A 17791-nucleotide genomic window follows, 5' to 3' on the forward strand; every position below is an offset into this window, starting at 1 on the left:
GACTCCGCTATTCTCGGACTCTCACCAGACGGAGGAGCACGGTGGCGATCACCGACATCAAAGAGTTCGCGCATCTGACCGAAGCGGACATCGAATCGCTCGGGCGTGAGTTGGATGCGATCCGGCTCGACGTGGAGGATTCGCGCGGCGTTCGCGACGCCCGCTACATCCGCCGGGCCATCAGGGCGCAACGGCTGCTGGAGCTCGGTGGCCGGGCTGCGTTGTTCGGAAGCCGCTACCGCCCGGCCTGGCTCGCGGGCACCGCGATGCTGTCCCTCTCGAAGATCATCGAGAACATGGAACTCGGCCACAATGTGATGCACGGCCAGTGGGACTGGATGAACGATCCGGAGATCCACTCCATGTCGTGGGAGTGGGATCAGACGGGCCCCTCGGAGCATTGGAAGCGGGCGCACAACTACTCCCACCACACGTTCACCAACATCGTGGGAATGGATTCCGATGTGGGGTTCGGCATCCTCCGGATGACCCGCGACGAGGAGTGGCGGCCGATCAATCTGCTGCAGCCGTTCGCCAACATCATCCTGGCCGCCACGTTCGAGTGGGGGATCGCGCTCCACGACCTCACCTTCGCGGCCGAGCTCGAGGGTGCGGAGAAGGGTCAGCTCAATTCCCAGGCCAACAAGGATTTCGGTCGCAAGATCTTCCGTCAGGTCGGCAAGGACTTCCTGCTGTTCCCGGTGCTCGCGGGGCCGGCGTGGAAGTCGACGCTGACGGCCAACGCCACCGCCAATCTCGTGCGGAATCTGTGGGCCTATGTGGTGATCTTCTGCGGGCACTTCCCGGACGGTGCCGAGAAGTTCACGGTGGACGAGTACGAGAACGAGACCCGGCACGAGTGGTATCTCCGGCAGATGCTCGGCAGTGCCAATTTCGATTCCGGCAAGGTCATGGGTTTCATGAGCGGCAATCTCAGCTACCAGATCGAGCATCACCTGTTCCCGGACCTGCCGAGCAACCGGTACCCGGAGATCGCCGTGAAGGTGCGGGCGCTGTGCGAGAAGTACGACCTGCCGTACACCACGGGTTCGCTCGCCAAGCAGTACCTGCTGGCTCTGCGCACGATCCACAAGCTCGCCCTGCCCGACCGGTTCCTGCGGGCGACGGCGGACGACGCCCCGGAGACGTCCTCGGAACGCAAGTTCCGCGACGCCCGTGATGCGGGTGCCGCCATGGTCGAGACGTTGCGCACGGATCCCGTCACGGGGCAGCGGCGGGGTCTGCTGTCGGCGTTGCGCGCCCGCGCGGAGGCCAAGATTCCTCGACGTCGACGGTGATTTCACTCACACCTACACTCAGGTAACCTACGGTGTCGTAACTTACGGTACGGTAGGTCGTGTCAGCGCCTTTCGGGTGTGAACTGTCGACCCAGCCAGGAGGAGGTCCCCCATGGCGATTGCAGACGTCAAGGAATACGCACATCTCACCGAAGCCGACATCGAGTCGCTCGGACGCGAGCTCGATGCGATCCGGCGCGATATCGAAGAGTCCCGCGGGGAGCGTGACGCGCGGTACGTGCGAAACACGATCAGACTGCAGCGTTCCCTCGAAATCGGTGGCCGAGCCGTCCTCTTCGCGAGCAAGCGGCGTCCCGCCTGGCTGGCGGGTACGGCCATGCTGTCTCTCTCGAAGATCATCGAGAACATGGAACTCGGCCACAACGTCATGCACGGCCAGTGGGACTGGATGAACGATCCCGAGATCCACTCCACCTCGTGGGAGTGGGACGTGACGGGACCGTCCGCTCACTGGAAGCAGACGCACAACTACATTCACCACAAATACACCAACGTCCTCGGCATGGACGACGACGTGGGATACGGACTGCTGCGCGTCACGCGTGACCAGCGGTGGAAGCCGTTCAACACCGGCAATCTCCTGTACAACACGCTGCTCGCGCTGTTCTTCGAGTACGGAATCGCGGCGCAGCATCTCGAACTCGGCAAGGTCGCCAAGGGGCGCGTGCCGAGCGAGGAGACCCAGCGCAAGCTCCGTGAGGTCGGCGAGAAGGTCGGCAAGCAGATCCTCAAGGACTATGTAGTGCACCCCGCGGTCACGGGTCCCGCGTGGAAGAGCACGCTCACCGCAAACATCGCCGCGAACATGATCCGCAACGTGTGGACCAACGCGATCATCTTCTGTGGACACTTCCCGGACGGCGCCGAGAAGTTCACCAAGGCGGACATCGACAAGGAAACGCCGGCCCAGTGGTACCTGCGCCAGATGCTCGGTAGCGCGAACATCGAGGGTGGCAAGCTGATGGACTTCATGTCCGGCAATCTCAGCTACCAGATCGAGCACCACCTGTTCCCCGACCTGCCCAGCAACCGCTACTCGGAGATTGCCGTGCGGGTGCGGGAACTGTGCGACAAGTACGACCTGCCGTACACGACCGGGCCCTTCCTCGTGCAGTACGCGAAGTCGTGGCGCACCATCGCCAAGCTGTCGTTGCCGAACAAGTACCTCAAGGCGACCGCGGACGACGCGCCGGAGACGGCGTCGGAGCGCAAGTTCGGTGGAAACACCACGGCGACAATCGATCCCGTAACCGGTCGCCGTCAGGGATTGAGTACCGCGATCAAGCGCACCCGCAAGCGCCGCGGTCTTCGCGCGCTGCTGTCCCGCTAGAAAGTACCGCTATCGACGCGGTTCGTCCCTCACCAGGCTTCGTTGGACGCGATGGCCGTGAGGAGGTGACGGACCGCGTCGACGCGTTTGGCGGCCTTGCCCTCCAGCCGGTCGAGCGCGCATTCTGGGTCTGCGGGCGGCCCGAGGTGGGTGCACCCCCTCGGGCAGTCCTCGATGGCTGCGGCCAGATCGGAGAACGCGGCCACCACGTTCTCCGGGGAAATGTGGGCCAGTCCGAACGACCGGATGCCGGGGGTGTCGATCGCCCAGCCGCCCGTCGGAAGCGGCAGCGCCACCGATTGCGTGGACGTATGCCTGCCCTTGCCGACGCCGGAGACCACGCCGACGGCCCGGTCGGCGTCGGGCACGAGGCGGTTGACGAGAGTCGACTTCCCGACCCCCGAGTGGCCGATCAGCGCGGTGAGCCGGCCCGACAGCATCGACAGGACCTCGTCGACCGGATCGTCGCGACCGGCCACGACGACGGGGACGTCGAGGTCGGCGAACGCGCTCGCGAACTCCTCGGGCGGCTCGAGATCGCTCTTCGTGAGGCACACGATGGGACTCAATCCGCCCGCGTACGCGGCGACGAGCGCACGTTCGACGAATCCCGTCCGGGGCGGCGGGTCGGCGAGCGCCACGACGATCAGCAGCTGCTGGGCGTTGGCCACGACGATCCGCTCGTACGGATCGGTGTCGTCGGCGGTGCGTCGCAGCACCGTGGAGCGTTCGGCGACCCGCACGATCCGCGCCAGGGTGTCGGGCTTGCCGGACAGATCACCGACGACACTCACCTCGTCGCCGACCACGATGGGGGTGCGGCCCAGTTCCCGGGCGCGCATGGTGACGAGGGGACGCTCGGGGTCGCCGCCCAGCACGCAACCCCACCGGCCGCGGTCGACCGAGACGACCATCGCCGACTCCGCGGCGAGGTGCTCCGGCCGGGTCTTCGTGCGCGGGCGCGTTCCTCGGCCCGGGCGTACCCGGACGTCGGACTCGTCGTACTGCCTGCGACTCAGAAGCTCGCCTTCCGTTCGGTGCCCGCGGCTGCGGACAGCATTGTGGCCCACAGGTTCTCGAAACCGGGCAGGGTCTTGGCCGTGGTACCGACGTCCTCGATCTCGATGCCGTCGACCCGCAGCCCGACGATGGCGCCAGCGGTCGCCATCCGGTGGTCGGCGTAGGAGTGCCACGTCCCACCGTGCAGGTCCGCCGGGACGATCGTGAGGCCGTCCTCGGTCTCGGTGACGTTCCCGCCCAGCGAGTTGATCTCGTGTGCGAGCGCGGCCAGCCGGTCGGTCTCGTGACCGCGCAGGTGCGCGATGCCCCGCAGGTGCGACGGGCCGTCCGCGAGTGTGGCGAGCGCCGCCACGGTCGGGGTGAGTTCGCCCACGTCGTGCAGGTCGATGTCGATGCCGGTCAGCTGCTGCGGACCACGGACGGTGAGGTTCGCGCCGTCCAGCCGGACGTCCGCGCCCATCGCCAGGAGGATTTCCCGGATCGCGTCGCCTGGTTGCGTCGTCCTGCTCGGCCACAGGGGAACGGTCACCTCACCGCCGGTGACGGCGGCGGCGGCCAGGAAGGCGGTGGCATTCGACAGATCGGGCTCGATCGCCCGGTCGACGGCCCGGACGACACCGGGGCTCACCCGCCACGTGTCGGCCTCCCCGCCCGTCGCCGGGGTCGTGACCTCGACACCCGACTCGCGCAGCATCTCGACCGTCATGTCGATGTGCGGCATGGACGGGACCGTCTTGCCGTCGTGATGGACCGTGACACCCTCGTCGAACGCGGCCGCCGACAGCAGCAGCCCGGAGACGAACTGTGACGAGCCGGACGCGTCGATGGTGACCCGTCCACCGCGCAGCGAGCCCGCACCGCGGACCGTGAACGGGAGGGAATCGCCGTCGATGTCCGCGCCGAGACCGCGCAGCGCATCCAGGATCGTGTCGAGGGGCCGGGTGCGCGCCTGCTCGTCCCCGTCGAAGTGAACCGTTCCGCTCGCGAGCGCCGCGACCGGCGGAAGGAACCGCATGACGGTGCCCGCCAGTCCGCAGTCGACGGCACCGCCCCGGAGTCGTCCGGGGGTGACCCGCAGCGTCGTGTCGGCGCCGACCGTCTCGATGCTGATGCCGAGCGTGCGGAGCGCGCCGATCATGAGGTCGGTGTCCCGGCTGCGCAGTGCCCCGGTGAGGGTGGACGGACCGTCCGCGAGTGCGGCGAGGATCAGCGCGCGATTGGTGATCGACTTCGATCCGGGGAGTGCGACCGTCGCGACGACGGGCGCTTCGGCACGGGGGGCGTTCCACAGGCTCAGGCTCACGGTCTCCATCTTCGCCTATCGGGCGGGTCGCCGGGCGGGGTGGGCGGCGTGTCGCGGGTGTCGGTGGTTCGTGCCACTCTGGTGGGCATGTGCGGCAGGTATGCGACCACTGCGAATCCGGCGACACTCGCGGCCGACCTCGATGCGATCAACGAGGCGGGCGAGGAGGAGAGTCCGCCCGACTACAACGTGGCGCCCACCACGCAGGTCCTGACGGTCGTCGACCGCCACGACGCCCGGCGGATCCGGCGGATGCGGTGGGGGCTCGTGCCGTCGTGGACGAAGGAGCTCGGCAAGGGGCCGGTGCTGTTCAACGCGCGAGCGGATTCGGTCGACAACAAACCGGCCTTCCGGAACGCGTTCAAGTACAAGCGCTGCCTCGTTCCGATGGACGGCTGGTACGAGTGGCAGACCGAGGTCGATGCGGCGGCCGCCGGGAAGAAGTCGGGCAAGGCGAAGAAGATCCCGTACTACATGTCGCCGGAGGACGGCTCGCGCCTGTACATGGCCGGGCTGTGGTCGGTCTGGCACGATCCCGCGGTCGCGGAGTCGCCCCCGGTCCTGAGCTGCAGCATCATCACGGTCGACTCCGCCGCCCAACTCGAGAACGTGCACGACCGGATGCCGCTCGTGATGCCCCGCGACCGCTGGACCGCATGGCTCGATCCCGAGCATCCCGCGTCGACGGATCTGCTCGAGGTGTCACCCGACGCCATCGCCGACATCACCGTCCGGCGAGTGTCCACGCTGGTGAACAGTGTGAAGAACAACGGACCGGAACTCCTCGACCCGGACGCGGCCGGTCGTGACGAGGCACAGGTGGGGGAGCAGATCAGCCTGCTGTGACCGCCGCGGTGACGGCGCCGCTGAGCCGCACCAGGTCGGCGGGCGCGAGTTCGATCTCGAGTCCGCGCCTGCCGGCGCTGCACAGCACCCGGTCCCAGTCGAGAGCCGACGCGTCGACGACCGTGGGGAGTGCCTTGCGCTGGCCGAGCGGTGAGATGCCGCCGAAGACGTACCCGGTGGAGCGCTCCGCCTCGGTGCGTTCCGCCATCACGGCCTTGCCCGCGCCCAGCGCCGCGGCCGCCGCCTTCAGCGACAGTTTCTCCGGCACCGGCACGACCGCCACCGCCAGCTTGCCGGTGTCGAGTTTGATCACGAGCGTCTTGAACACCTGGTGGGCGGTGACGCCGACCGTCTCGCCCAGGGCGTCGACGGCCTCCGAACCGTACGATTCCGCCCGCGCATCGTGCGCGTAGCTGTGCACGCTGTGATCGATGCGATGTTCGACGAGCAGCTTCGTCGCGGGAGTGGCAGTTCCGGCCATGGACAGACACTCTGCCACGCGGTCGGGAACACAGCGGACGGGAGGCGTGTTGGTACCTGCAGAAGAACAGTGCATCGAAGGGAGTGGTCCGTATCGTGATGTCCTCGGTGATGGAGCCCACGTCGCGTTTGCAGTTGGCGGTAACGTTGACGCCCACGGCGACCGAAGGGATCAGCGTGCAGGAACATGACCGTCCGACGGCAGACCAGGCCGAGCCACAGGACGAGTTGATCGCGCGTTTCGAAAGGGATGCGCTCCCACTTCTGGATCAGCTGTACGGCGCTGCTCTGAGGATGACCAGGAACCCGGCGGACGCCGAGGACCTCGTGCAGGAAACGTACGTGAAGGCCTACACGGCGTTCCGTTCGTTCCGCGAGGGCACCAACCTCAAGGCGTGGCTGTACCGGATCCTCACGAACACGTACATCAACTCGTACCGCAAGAAGCAGCGCCAGCCCGCGCAGTACCCCACCGACGAGATCACCGACTGGCAGCTGGCGGCGACGGCGGAACATTCGTCGACCGGTCTGCGGTCCGCCGAGGTCGAGGCCCTGGACGCGCTCCCCGACGACGACATCAAGGAAGCACTCCAGGCCCTGCCGGAGGAGTTCCGGATGGCCGTCTACTACGCCGACGTCGAGGGATTCCCCTACAAGGAGATCGCCGAGATCATGGGCACCCCGATCGGGACCGTGATGTCGCGATTGCACCGCGGGCGCAAGCAGCTCCGGGGTCTGCTCGCCGATGTCGCACGCGAACGTGGATTCAACCGTGGGGGCACCGACGAGGTGCCCGGCGACAGTGTAGTGAGCACGGAGCAGGAGGTTTCTCGGTGAGCGAGCAGGACGAATTCGAGCAGCTCGACTGCTCCGCCGTCATCGCGGACGTTTGGCTGATGCTGGACCGTGAATGCGACGAGGCGTCGAGGGCGCGGCTGCAGAGGCACCTCGACGAGTGCGGGTCGTGCCTCGAGGCGTACGGGATCGAGGAGAAGGTGAAGAGCCTCGTGAACCGCAAGTGCGGTGGGGAGCACGCGCCGGAAAGTCTGCGTCAGAGACTCTCCATCGAGTTGCGGCGGACAATCCTGATCACGAACACCGAACCAGACGCATAACTCGTCAGAACAGCAATCAGGGGCCGGAGAGCATCGCTGCTTTCCGGCCCCTGGTGCGTTCTACGGCGCGTCAGGCGTTGGGACGCTTGCCGTGGTTTGCGGCGTTGCCCTTGCGACTGCGCTTCTTACGACCACGCTTACCCATGAGTAGATCTCCCTTCTTTTCACCACAGTCTTCCACGTGTGGTTGGGTGTCCTTGCAACAGGGCTTTCTCGACACCCGGGAGTGAAGGATCACAATGGCAGAAGACGTGCGCGCCGAAATGGTTTCGACGGTGTATCAGGTTGTGGTGAGCGCGGGTGACGAGGTGAAGGAGGGTGACACCCTCGTCATCCTGGAGTCGATGAAGATGGAGATCCCCGTCATCGCCGAAGAGCCCGGCACGGTCACCTCCGTGGACGTCAAGGTCGGCGACGTGATCCAGCAGGGCGATCTGATCGCTGTCATCTCCTGAGCTGACACCCACCGACGATGTCCACACTGAGTGACCTGCTCGCCGAACACACCGACCTGCCCGGCGAGGCCGTCGATCATCTCCAGCGCGTCGTCGGTGAATGGCAGTTGCTCGCCGACCTCTCCTTCGCGGACGTTCTGCTCTGGGTCGGAACGGATTCCGCGGCCACCAACCCCACCGGCACCGTGATCTGCGTCGCGCACTGCAGACCCACCACCGCGTCGACCGCGTTCCCGGAGGACGTCGTCGGGACCGTCGTGTCGGAGTCGGAACACCCGCAGGTGCTGCAGGCGCTGCTCGAGGGCCGCGTCGTGCGCCCCGAGGACGGCGGCGGGCACGACGTTCTGCCGCCGCGCGGAGAGGCGGTCCCGGTGCGGTGGAACGGCGAGGTGATCGCGGTCCTGAGCCGGGACACCAACCTGTCGCACCAGCGGGCGCAGAGCCCGCTCGAGGTCGCGTATCTCGACTGCGCCGAGGATCTGTGCCAGATGATCAGCGACGGCACCTTCCCGATCCGGGAGGCCCGGTCGGACACCAACTCGAGTCCCCGTGCCGGCGACGGCTTCATCCGTCTCGACACCGACGGCAGCGTGGTCTACGCGAGTCCCAATGCGCTGTCGGCCTACCACCGGATGGGTCTGAGCTCGGACCTGATCGGTCAGAACCTCGCCGCCACCACGCGCTCGCTCGTGACGGACCCGTTCGAGTCGCAGGAGGTCGCCGGGTACATCCGCGACACCATCGCCGACAAGCCGGGTCGTCGCATGGAGATCGAAGCCAGGGGAGCGACCGTGCTGCTCCGGGCGCTGGTCCTCAAACCCGGCGGGAAGCGGGTGGGCGCCGCTGTCGTCGTGCGGGACGTCACCGAGGTGAAGAGGCGGGATCGCGCCCTGCTCAGCAAGGACGCGACGATCCGCGAGATCCATCACCGGGTGAAGAACAATCTGCAGACCGTGGCGGCGCTCCTGCGACTGCAGGCCCGGCGCACCAACAACGAGGAAGCCCGGCAGGCGCTGAGCGAATCGGTGCGCCGCGTCACCTCGATCGCCCTGGTGCACGACACACTGTCGATGTCGGTGGACGAGGAAGTGAACCTCGACGAGGTCGTCGACCGCCTCGTGCCGATCCTGTCGGACGTGGCGACGGTGAGCACGCCGATCAAGGTCCGCCGGGAGGGCAGCTTCGGGGTGTTCTCCGCGGAGCGGGCCACGCCACTGGTGATGGTGCTGACCGAACTCGTTCAGAACGCGATCGAGCACGCCTTCGAGCCCGGCGCGCCGGGGACGGTCACCATGAGGGCCGAACGCTCCGCGCGGTGGCTGGACGTCGTGATCCACGACGACGGCAGGGGATTACCACCCGGTTTCAGCCTCGAGCGGTCCGACCGTCTCGGTCTGCAGATCGTCCGGACCCTGGTGGCCGCCGAGCTGAACGGTTCCCTCGGGCTGCATCCCGGGGCGGACGGTGGCACGGATGCCGTGTTACGCGTACCGCTGGGCCGTCGTGGGCCCCGGTACTGACCGGCGGGCAAGCAAAAGGCCCGGCACCATGTGGTGCCGGGCCCGTCTCCTTCTGAAGTGTCAGACGGTGGTGCGGGCACGCGTCCGAGCGTTGCGGCGCTTGAGTGCGCGTCGCTCGTCTTCGCTCATGCCGCCCCACACACCGGCGTCCTGGCCCGACTCGAGTGCCCACGAGAGGCATTCGGCGGTCACCGGGCAGCGGTTGCAGACAACCTTGGCATCAGCAATCTGCGCGAGGGCCGGACCGCTGTTGCCCACAGGGAAGAACAACTCGGGGTCTTCGTCGCGACAGATTGCCTTGTGGCGCCAGTCCATCCTTCTGCTCCTTAACTGGGTGCGAAATGCACCGTTTCGTCTTCATGAGTTCATGTGTGCGTAGAGAATGTTTCCGCACTGTTGCTTGTGAATGCTTTCACGAACTGGCGGGATGTCAATAGAAAACCGCCGCACCGTGGGGGAGCTCACGTACTTAGGCTGCCCTTCGAGGCGCGCCGTCCTTTGTACCCCGTGCAGGCACTTCCCGCTAGGTGAAAACGGGGATTCTCGAGAATTGCTCAGGGTCGCGCCGGGGCGACCACATCCAGCGCCTCGGGCACCGACACGAACTCGACGACATTGCGCAGTCCGATGTAGTCGCCGTCCATCTGCAGTCCGATGGGCTCCGACGCGGAGATCCGCACGGACGGCACGTCGTCGACCCGGACCAGCTTCTTCGCCTTCGGACGGGTTCCGGGAGTCAGCAGCTGGCGGGCCACCCGCAGCGTGGTGAGGATCGCGGTGGACCGCATCGCGAAGACACCGAGGCCCGTGTCGTAGGTGGTGTCGGGATTCGTGTGCACTTCCCGCTTGTTCAGATACGTCCAGGGGCTCGCGTTCGACACGAATGCGTAGTGGACACCCTCGACCGGGTCGTGATCGGGAACCTCGACGGTGAGCGTCGGCTCCGCATATTTCGACCGGAAGAACACGCGCACCGCCGCGCGGACATATTGCGCCGGTGTGGCCGGGCGCCCGTTCTTGCGGTGCATGTCGACCGCCTCACACACCTGGGCGTCCCAGCCGAGACCCGCGTTGAACGTGAACCAGCGGTTGTCGCAGTGCGCGAGCCCGATCCTGCGGCGCTGCCTGCGGGCGAGCAGATCGATGAGCTGGTTGGTGGCGTCCACCGGGTCCGGCGCGATGCCGAGCGAGCGGGCGAACACGTTCGCCGACCCGCCGGGGACGACGGCGATCGGGGGAATCGGCCCCACCGTCACCGCGCTCATCGACTTCGGTACCGGGGTGCCGAGCAGTCCGTTGACCACCTCGTTCACGGTGCCGTCGCCGCCGTGGACGATGATCAGGCCCATCCCGTCCACGCAGGCCTGCTGCGCCAGTTCGGCGGCGTGGCCGCGGTGTGCCGTGTGCGCGACCGTCAACCGCACCCGGCTCGACAGTGCATGGGCGAGGAGATCACGCCCGGCCGGGGTCGTCGATGTGGCATTGGGGTTGACGATCAGCAGCGCGCGCACGGGGCCCAAGCCTAGCGGGGGCGGCACGTGTCACCGTCCGAGGCCGCCGGCGACGGGGTGTTCTAGGCTGGCCGACGTGCCGAAGCCGTCTCTCAGCAAGTCCACGCCCACCACGGTTCGCGCGGCGGGCGCCCTGGTGTCGCTCGAGGGCGCGGTGGCGGTCGGCGTCGCCGTGGTGCTGGTGATCCGGGGACTCCTCGGGCACGACCAGAGCGTCAGCAGTGGATACGGCACCGCGGCCTGGTTCGCGATTCTCGGCGGCGCGGTGTTCGCCGCCGGGCTCGCCCTGATCTTCGGCCGGCGCTGGGGGCGGGCGATCGCGATCGTCGCCCAACTCCTCCTGCTACCGGTGGCGTGGTCGCTGCTCACCGATTCGCATCAGCCGTTCTTCGGTGTGCTGCTCGGAGTCGTCGTCGTGGCGGCCCTCGGGTGCCTGTTCAGCAGTCCCACGTCGAAGTGGATGGCTGCCGAGTACGGCCAGGAGGCCGACGCCGACAACCCGTCGGACCGCTAGCTCACCTCGGACGCGAGGCGGCCGAGCGGATCCCCGGTGAGCCGATACGTGGTCCATTCGTCCTGCGGGTGCGCATCCAGCGACTCGTAGAACGCGATCGACGGCTTGTTCCAGTTGACCACCGACCACGACAGTCGCGTGTAGCCGTTGTCGACGCACTCCTTCGCGAGTGTGGCGAGCAGGGCCTTGCCGTGCCCGGAACCGCGCTCCGACGGGCTGACGAACAGGTCCTCGAGGTAGATGCCGTGCGTTCCGTCCCAGGTGGAGAAATTCCGGAACCACACCGCGATCCCGACGACCCGGTCGTCGTCGTTCGCCGCGACGTGGGCGAAGGTCGACGGCTGCGGACCGAACAGGGCGTCGTCGATCTGGTCGGCGGTGACGGTGCACTCGTCACGGGCCCGCTGGTGTTCGGCGAGTTCGTAGATCATCGCGGTGATCGCGGAGACGTCCTCGGGTACTGCGCGTCTGATCATCGGGCACCTTCCTCGCTCGTGACATTGTGGCTGACCACCTGTTGTGCCCCGTGCTCGAAGCCGAGGACGGAGTACGCACCCGGCGACATCGCGAACCGGCGTCCCTCGCTGATCGGAAGCTCCGCCCAGCGGGCGATGAGCGCGCGCGAGAAGTGTCCGTGCCCGACGAGGATCACGTCACGGTCCACGAGTTGCGAATGCGCGACGGACAGGACGAGGTCGCACCGGGTGTGCACCTGCTCGGCCTGCTCACCGCGAGGGCACGGGTGCGTCCACACGGTCCAGTCCGGCACCTGCTGCCTGATCTCGGGGGTCGTCATGCCCTCGTAGATCCCGTAATCCCATTCGGCGAGCGCGTCCCAGGTGCGCTGAATCTTCAATCCCGCCAGCTCCGCCGTCTCCCGCGCGCGTTGCCGCGGACTGACGATGACGAGGGGGTCGCGCAGTTCGAGGGCGTCCATCGCCGGACCTATCCGCCGCGCCTGGGCTTCACCCAGTTCGGTGAGGTGGACGTCGGTTCGACCGGTGTGTTTACCCCAACGGGCCCATTCCGTTTCGCCGTGTCGGAGGAGGACGATCCGACGGCCGCGCGGCGAATCACTGGGTGGCATCCATCCATCATGGCAGTCAATCTGCGTGTATGGCTCGCCTCCGGGGACGAAGTAGGTAAGGATCGAGCCGTGACAACGGTTCTTGCAGTGGCAAATCAGAAGGGTGGGGTCGCGAAGACCACCACGGTCGCTTCTCTCGGCGCAGCCCTCGTGGGGCTGGGCCAGAAGGTTCTGGTGGTGGATCTCGACCCGCAGGGATGCCTGACGTTCTCCCTCGGGCACAACCCGGACCGCGTGGACGCCTCCGTCCACGAGGTGCTGACAGGTGATCTGGCGGCGCAGGAGGCCGTGATCGACACCGAGGACGGTGTCGCCCTCCTGCCTGCGACGATCGACCTCGCGGGTGCGGAAGCGTTGCTGCTCATGCGTCCCGGTCGCGAGTTCGCCCTCAAGCGCGCTCTGGCGCCGCTGCTGGACGACTACGACACGATCATCATCGACTGCCCGCCGTCTCTCGGTGTGCTCACGCTCAACGGGCTCACGGCGGCGCAGTCGGTACTGGTGCCGCTGCAGTGTGAGACGCTCGCCCACCGCGGTGTGGGGCAATTGCTGCGGACGGTCACCGAGGTACAGCAGATCACCAACCCCGACCTGGTGCTGCTCGGAGCACTGCCGACGCTGTACGACGCACGCACGACGCACAGCCGGGACGTGCTCTCCGACGTGTCCGACCGCTACAACCTGCCGGTTCTCGCTCCGCCGATCCCGCGGACGGTGCGATTCGCGGAGGCCACGGCGTCGGGTGCCACCGTGCTGGCGGGGCGCAAGAACAAGGGTGCCCAGGCGTACCGGGACCTGGCCGAGAACCTCGCCAAGCACTGGGCGGGATCCGAGCTCGCTACGTTTTCGCCTGGAAGTGCCGAGTAAGTTCTTCCGGCGTCGGATTCCACGCGGCGGGCCAATCCTGTTGGCGTAACTGGGCGTCCGTGCCCCCGTCGGCGAAGACGACGCTGCCGCAGAACAGTGTCGAGCCCGGTCCGAGCAGGAACTCGACGAGCGCGGCGATCTCGTCCGGACGTCCGCGCCTGCCCAGCGGCACCGGATAGAAGTCCAGCGCCTTCGCCAGTTCGGGGTCGAGGTCGTCGCCGCTGGTCATCGGCGTGTCGATCATGCCCGGCGCGATCGCGTTGAGTCGTATGCCGTTGCCGATCCACTCCGGCCGTACCGCTTCACGCCGAATCCACCAGGCCAGCGCGAGCTTGGACGCCGGGTACGCCGGGATGGCGGTCACGTCATCGCCGATGCGCACCGCCTCCGCCTCGTCGCCGTCGAGGCACGCGGTCACCAGATTCTCGGGAATTCCCGGCTGCGTGGTGGTGCTGCTCGACGAGATCACCACCACCGAGGCTCCGCCCGCGCGCTCGAGGGCGGGCTTCAGCGCCGTCACGAGTTCCACGGCCCCGAAGTAGTTGACGGCGACGAGTTTGCCGCCCGGGACGTGCGACAGCGACCCGAGCCCGGCGCAGCAGACGAGACCGTCCACGACGCCTCCGCTCGCCTCGGACACGGCGTCGGCCGCCGCGGCCCGTCCGCCGGGGGTCGACAGGTCGGCGGTCACGTCGGTGTGCGCGAGGTCGACTCCGATGACGGTATGACCGGCGGATTCGAGTGTGCGGCGGCTCGCCGCCCCGATGCCCGAGGCGGCGCCGGTGATCACGTAGGTTGCCATGCCGTGAATTAGAACACGTTACAGATCGCTGTGGTGCGGACTTCGGCCTCCGATTCGGCGGTGCCGGAATCCGCGTCGGCATAGTGGGCGCGCAGGCCCGTGACGCCGGGCGCCCGGTCCTCGTGCAGCACGAACCGAGCGTCGTAGTCGCCGCCGTTCTGTGCGCGGAAAGGCAACGGCGCGTCGGTGAACAGGCCGGACAGGCGATCGATCAGCCGCGCCGCGACGCCGGGGTAGTGCTCGGCGGGCAACCGGTCCGCGCTGTCGATCAGAACCGGCGGCACCACCGACATCCCCGTGTACCAGAAGATTCCGTGGTGGACCGGGAACAGGAGTTCGTCCATCTGGCCGTTGATCCCGCGGGGGCCCGCACTGTCGGCGCTGCCGCCGAAGCTGACGACCGTCATCGCCCGCTTGCCGGCCAGGGTGCCGTCGCCGTACCGCCGGGTCGAGCCGTCCTCGCTGCGCAGTCCGTAGCCGTAACCCTCGACGAAGACGCGGTCGAACCAGCCCTTGAGGATCGCGGGCATGCCGTACCACCACAGCGGGAACTGCACGATCACCGCGTCGGCCCACGCGAGCTTGCGCTGCTCGGCGCGGATGTCGGGGGCCAGGGTGCCCTCGGTCAGGGCTCGGCCCGACCGCGCGCCGACGAGGAGGCGGTGGTGGGGGTCGTGTCCGAAATCGTCAGCCGTCACCACCGGGTTCCATCGCATCTCGTACAGGTCCGATGTCCGGATGTCGTGGCCGGCACCGCGCAGGGCCGCGAGGGCGTCGCCGCGGAGAGCCGCGTTCAGGGACTTCGGCTCGGGATGTGCCGATACCCACAGGATCTTCATGGTTCACCTTCCGCTCGGTCGTCCTGACCCCTCCGATCATGGACGCGGGGCTGCGGTCGCGACAGTGGCCGATGAGACGATATGTGAAATAATCGGGCCATGTCCGAATCGAGAGGCGGGCGGACCGGGCGCCGTCATCGCGTGGTCGTGTTCGTGCGCGACGGTCTGCTCCCGATCGAGTTCGGGATCGTCCACCGACTGTTCGGTGAGGCGCGGTCGCGGGACGGCGAGCCGCTGTACGAGGTCCTCACGTGCGCCCTCACCCCCGGGGAGGTCCGGACCGACACCGACGTGACGCTCTCGGTCGAGCACGGTCCGGCGCTGCTCGGCACGGCCGACACCGTCGTGATCCCGGCATCCGATCAGGACTACGACCCTCCGGAGGGCGGACGCCTGCCCCGTCGCCTCGCGGACGCCCTCGCGCACATTCGCCCGGACACGCGGGTGGCATCGATCTGCACGGGCTCGTTCGTCCTCGCGGCGGCCGGCCTGCTCGAGAAACGGCGTGCCACGACGCACTGGAAGTCGGCGGACGCGTTCCGGCGGCTGTACCCCGACGTGCACCTGGACCCCGGCGTGCTCTACACACACGACGGCAGCGTGCTCACCGCCGCCGGCGTCGCATCCGGAATCGATCTGTGCCTGTACATGATTCGTCTCGACCACGGTGCGTCGGTGGCCAACGAGGTGGCACGGGGAACGGTCGTGCCCCCTCATCGCAGCGGCGGTCAGGCGCAGTTCATCACCGAGCCCGTCCCGGAGGCCGACGGTGCGTCCACGGCGCGAGCGCGGGCCCGGGCGCTGTCGCATCTCGATCAACCGCTGTCGCTGCGGGAGCTGGCCGCGTGGGAGTCGATGAGCGTGCGCACGTTCACCCGGCGATTCCGGGCCGAGACCGGGATGTCGCCGACTCAGTGGATTCTCGAACAGCGGATCATCCGTGCCCGAGAACTGCTGGAGAACACCGACCTGCCGGTGGACGGCGTGGCCGCGGCTGCGGGATTCGGCACCGCGACGTCGCTGCGACAGCACCTCTCGCGCACGGTCGGCGTCTCGCCGTCCGCGTACCGCGCCACTTTCCGTTGACGGCATGCTCATTCGTCCAAGTGCGGGGGAGTGCACGGCGCTAACGTCGGGGCCATGACAGTCTCGGATACGCCTCGAAGCAACACCCTGACGATGCGGGCGCAGCCGCTCCTCGCCGTCGACGACGTCGAACGCGCAGGCGAGTGGTACCGGAAGGTCCTGGACGCGCGCAGCGGCCACGGCGGACGGGACTACGAGCAACTCCTCGTCGACGGGCACATGATCCTGCAACTGCACCGGCTCGACGAGGGCCACCACCACGGCACCCTCGGCGACCCTGCGCTCCCGCGGGGACACGGGGTGGCGATCTGGTTCGAGACGCCCGACTTCGACGGCACCGTCGCGCGGGTGCGGGAGGTAGGTGCCGATGTGGTCACGGACGTGCACGTCAATCCTAATGCGGGACATCGCGAGATCTGGATCCGCGACCTCGACGGCTATCTGGTGGTGTTCGCCGAACCCGCGTGAGGGGCGACCTCAGCGCAGCGCCACGACAACATCTCCGCGTTGCTCGAGCACGATGTCGCCGGCCACCGTCGTGATGATCGGCCCCGCCGCGGCGTCACGCGTCACCGGGATCGTGCGAAGCAACGCGCCGGTCGACAGGTCGAGCACGGCGATGCCGGATTCCACCGGGACCAGCAGGTTTCCGGCCATCACGGCTCCCGGGCCGAGAGCGCCGGGGAAGATCCAGCGCGGTGCGAGATCGGATGCGCCGAGCGACACCACGTCCGTACCGGTCCACCAGGTGACCACCGAACTGCTCGTCGACGTGACGGGATCCGGTCCGACTCGTTGGGAGAGCGCGTATTCGGACACGGCGTTGCCGGTGCCGTCGAACAGGCCGATCCGCGGTCCGTACGACGTGCCTGCGGGGAGGTAGACGGCCGTGGTCTCGCCCGACACCCCGAGGATGCGCGCACCCTCGACACCGGCATCCACCCCCGCCAGGACGCTCGACCCGTACTCCTCGGGCTCCTGATTGTCCTTCGGCGACGGGTTCATGACCGTCAGACGATCGGCCACCTCGCCGGGGCAGCGCTCGAGAACGGACAGCCTGCTGCTGCTCGAACCGACGTCGATCAGCGTGCATCCGGCGCGTGGCTGCTTCTTGGGATTCACGGGCGCGTCCACCCGTCCGTATTCGACGGTGCGGACGAGGTCGGAGCGCCACAATTCCAGCCTGCGGTCGCCGAGGGACGCCACATACGTTCCGTCGGCCTTCAGCGTCACCTCGGAATCGGCGTCGCTGCTCCGCTGCGCCAGGCGCTCGCCGGTACCCCCGTCGAGTTCGGTGACCTGGGAGCAACCGCGGTCGTCGCGGTAGACGGCCACGACCTTCTCCCACGACGCCGTCACACCGCACAGGTCGAGATCACGCTCGTACCGCCACAGCTCGGTACCCGACATCCGGTCCCGTCCCACGACGTCCCCGCCGTCCGCGGTGACGACCGCACCACCGACGGCGAGGGGTGCGGTGGTGGCGGAACTGGCGGAATCCCAGATCGGGTTCAGCGTCTCCGGAACCGTCAGGGCTGTGACGAGCGCAGGCGGCGGTTCGGCGGCGGTGACCGAGGTGGTGCCCCGGGCATCGCTGCGGAACCACACCACGGTGAGGGCGACCACGACCGCAACGGCGATTCCGGCAGCGACGACGAGATCGGCGCGCGAGCGCCGCTCAGGTGCCAGCACGGTGG

Annotated in this window: 22 protein-coding genes; 11 read left to right on the forward strand and 11 right to left on the reverse strand. The window is 67.8% G+C overall.

Features of this window, described 5'->3' with window-relative positions; all coding sequences use genetic code 11:
* Positions 1-41 precede the first annotated feature (41 nt).
* The gene (locus FND50_RS14220; protein ID WP_144286165.1) at positions 42-1298 is read left to right on the forward strand and encodes an acyl-CoA desaturase; all 1257 of its coding nucleotides are present in this window, start codon (positions 42-44) and stop codon (positions 1296-1298) included.
* Between the two features lie 112 nt (positions 1299-1410).
* Positions 1411-2649, forward strand: coding sequence for a fatty acid desaturase (locus tag FND50_RS14225; RefSeq protein ID WP_005240079.1), 1239 nt, complete (start codon positions 1411-1413; stop codon positions 2647-2649).
* Between the two features lie 29 nt (positions 2650-2678).
* Here the strand turns inward: FND50_RS14225 and rsgA are convergent, their stop codons facing one another.
* Together rsgA and aroA are read right to left on the reverse strand one after the other, a co-directional pair.
* On the reverse strand, positions 2679-3719 hold the full coding sequence (gene rsgA / locus FND50_RS14230) for a ribosome small subunit-dependent GTPase A (RefSeq protein ID WP_005259734.1): 1041 nt from the start codon (positions 3717-3719) through the stop codon (positions 2679-2681).
* Positions 3665-4981, reverse strand: coding sequence for a 3-phosphoshikimate 1-carboxyvinyltransferase (gene aroA / locus FND50_RS14235; RefSeq protein WP_144286166.1), 1317 nt, complete (start codon positions 4979-4981; stop codon positions 3665-3667). Before aroA ends, rsgA begins: the two co-directional genes overlap by 55 nt.
* A gap of 78 nt (positions 4982-5059) precedes the next feature.
* On the opposite strand from aroA, the gene FND50_RS14240 reads away from it, so the two are divergent.
* Entirely contained in the window at positions 5060-5818 is a 759-nt protein-coding gene (locus tag FND50_RS14240) for an SOS response-associated peptidase (RefSeq protein WP_043787757.1), read from the forward strand.
* Here the strand turns inward: FND50_RS14240 and ybaK are convergent.
* Entirely contained in the window at positions 5805-6299 is a 495-nt protein-coding gene (gene ybaK / locus FND50_RS14245; RefSeq protein ID WP_065490421.1) for a Cys-tRNA(Pro) deacylase, read from the reverse strand. The genes FND50_RS14240 and ybaK overlap by 14 nt on opposite strands.
* Before the next feature lie 98 nt (positions 6300-6397).
* Here ybaK and FND50_RS14250 point away from each other — a divergent pair, with 98 nt between their 5' ends.
* Together FND50_RS14250 and rsrA are read left to right on the forward strand one after the other, a co-directional pair.
* Complete coding sequence (locus tag FND50_RS14250; protein WP_051055340.1) at positions 6398-7135, forward strand: sigma-70 family RNA polymerase sigma factor; 738 nt, start codon at positions 6398-6400, stop codon at positions 7133-7135.
* Positions 7132-7413, forward strand: a complete 282-nt coding sequence (rsrA, locus tag FND50_RS14255; RefSeq protein ID WP_005240092.1) for a mycothiol system anti-sigma-R factor — start codon at positions 7132-7134, stop codon at positions 7411-7413. The genes FND50_RS14250 and rsrA overlap by 4 nt, the downstream gene beginning before the upstream one ends.
* A gap of 70 nt (positions 7414-7483) precedes the next feature.
* On the opposite strand, the gene FND50_RS37770 is transcribed toward rsrA, so the two are convergent.
* Positions 7484-7558: a 50S ribosomal protein bL37 gene (locus tag FND50_RS37770; protein WP_022597109.1), complete on the reverse strand. Its 75-nt coding sequence runs from the start codon at positions 7556-7558 to the stop codon at positions 7484-7486.
* Between the two features lie 94 nt (positions 7559-7652).
* On the opposite strand from FND50_RS37770, the gene FND50_RS14265 reads away from it, so the two are divergent.
* Positions 7653-7868, forward strand: a complete 216-nt coding sequence (locus tag FND50_RS14265) for a biotin/lipoyl-binding carrier protein (protein ID WP_005240095.1) — start codon at positions 7653-7655, stop codon at positions 7866-7868.
* 17 nt (positions 7869-7885) lie between these two features.
* Entirely contained in the window at positions 7886-9388 is a 1503-nt protein-coding gene (locus FND50_RS14270; RefSeq protein WP_144286167.1) for a sensor histidine kinase, read from the forward strand.
* Positions 9389-9448: 60 nt separating this feature from the next.
* On the opposite strand, the gene FND50_RS14275 is transcribed toward FND50_RS14270, so the two are convergent.
* A complete protein-coding gene (locus tag FND50_RS14275; RefSeq protein ID WP_005240099.1) occupies positions 9449-9703 on the reverse strand; it encodes a WhiB family transcriptional regulator in 255 nt (84 codons plus the stop codon).
* 239 nt (positions 9704-9942) lie between these two features.
* Positions 9943-10899 carry a diacylglycerol kinase family protein gene (locus tag FND50_RS14280; RefSeq protein ID WP_005259726.1) on the reverse strand — a complete coding sequence of 319 codons (957 nt, stop codon included), beginning with the start codon at positions 10897-10899 and terminating at the stop codon, positions 9943-9945.
* A gap of 76 nt (positions 10900-10975) precedes the next feature.
* On the opposite strand from FND50_RS14280, the gene FND50_RS14285 reads away from it, so the two are divergent.
* Entirely contained in the window at positions 10976-11413 is a 438-nt protein-coding gene (locus FND50_RS14285; protein ID WP_005259725.1) for a hypothetical protein, read from the forward strand.
* Here the strand turns inward: FND50_RS14285 and FND50_RS14290 are convergent.
* Both FND50_RS14290 and FND50_RS14295 read right to left on the reverse strand, forming a co-directional pair.
* Complete coding sequence (locus FND50_RS14290) at positions 11410-11889, reverse strand: GNAT family N-acetyltransferase (protein ID WP_005240103.1); 480 nt, start codon at positions 11887-11889, stop codon at positions 11410-11412. The genes FND50_RS14285 and FND50_RS14290 overlap by 4 nt on opposite strands.
* Positions 11886-12500, reverse strand: coding sequence for an acid phosphatase (locus tag FND50_RS14295; protein ID WP_005562524.1), 615 nt, complete (start codon positions 12498-12500; stop codon positions 11886-11888). The genes FND50_RS14290 and FND50_RS14295 overlap by 4 nt, the downstream gene beginning before the upstream one ends.
* 69 nt (positions 12501-12569) lie before the next feature.
* On the opposite strand from FND50_RS14295, the gene FND50_RS14300 reads away from it, so the two are divergent.
* Positions 12570-13367, forward strand: a complete 798-nt coding sequence (locus FND50_RS14300) for a ParA family protein (RefSeq protein WP_144286168.1) — start codon at positions 12570-12572, stop codon at positions 13365-13367.
* Here FND50_RS14300 and FND50_RS14305 read toward each other — a convergent pair.
* Both FND50_RS14305 and FND50_RS14310 read right to left on the reverse strand, forming a co-directional pair.
* Complete coding sequence (locus tag FND50_RS14305) at positions 13339-14169, reverse strand: SDR family oxidoreductase (protein ID WP_005259719.1); 831 nt, start codon at positions 14167-14169, stop codon at positions 13339-13341. The genes FND50_RS14300 and FND50_RS14305 overlap by 29 nt on opposite strands.
* 8 nt (positions 14170-14177) lie before the next feature.
* Positions 14178-15008: an NAD(P)H-dependent oxidoreductase gene (locus FND50_RS14310; protein WP_144286169.1), complete on the reverse strand. Its 831-nt coding sequence runs from the start codon at positions 15006-15008 to the stop codon at positions 14178-14180.
* A 99-nt stretch (positions 15009-15107) separates the two neighbouring features.
* Between FND50_RS14310 and FND50_RS14315 the strand changes: the two genes are divergently transcribed.
* Entirely contained in the window at positions 15108-16094 is a 987-nt protein-coding gene (locus FND50_RS14315) for a GlxA family transcriptional regulator (RefSeq protein ID WP_054247388.1), read from the forward strand.
* A gap of 54 nt (positions 16095-16148) precedes the next feature.
* Complete coding sequence (locus tag FND50_RS14320) at positions 16149-16562, forward strand: VOC family protein (RefSeq protein WP_144286170.1); 414 nt, start codon at positions 16149-16151, stop codon at positions 16560-16562.
* Positions 16563-16571: 9 nt separating this feature from the next.
* Here FND50_RS14320 and FND50_RS14325 read toward each other — a convergent pair whose 3' ends face one another.
* On the reverse strand, positions 16572-17786 hold the full coding sequence (locus tag FND50_RS14325; protein WP_144286171.1) for a hypothetical protein: 1215 nt from the start codon (positions 17784-17786) through the stop codon (positions 16572-16574).
* Between the last annotated feature and the right edge of the window lie 5 nt (positions 17787-17791).

It is taken from the genome of Rhodococcus sp. WB9 (genome assembly GCF_007558985.1).
In the GTDB taxonomy this organism is placed as follows: Bacteria; Actinomycetota; Actinomycetes; order Mycobacteriales; family Mycobacteriaceae; genus Rhodococcus_F; species Rhodococcus_F opacus.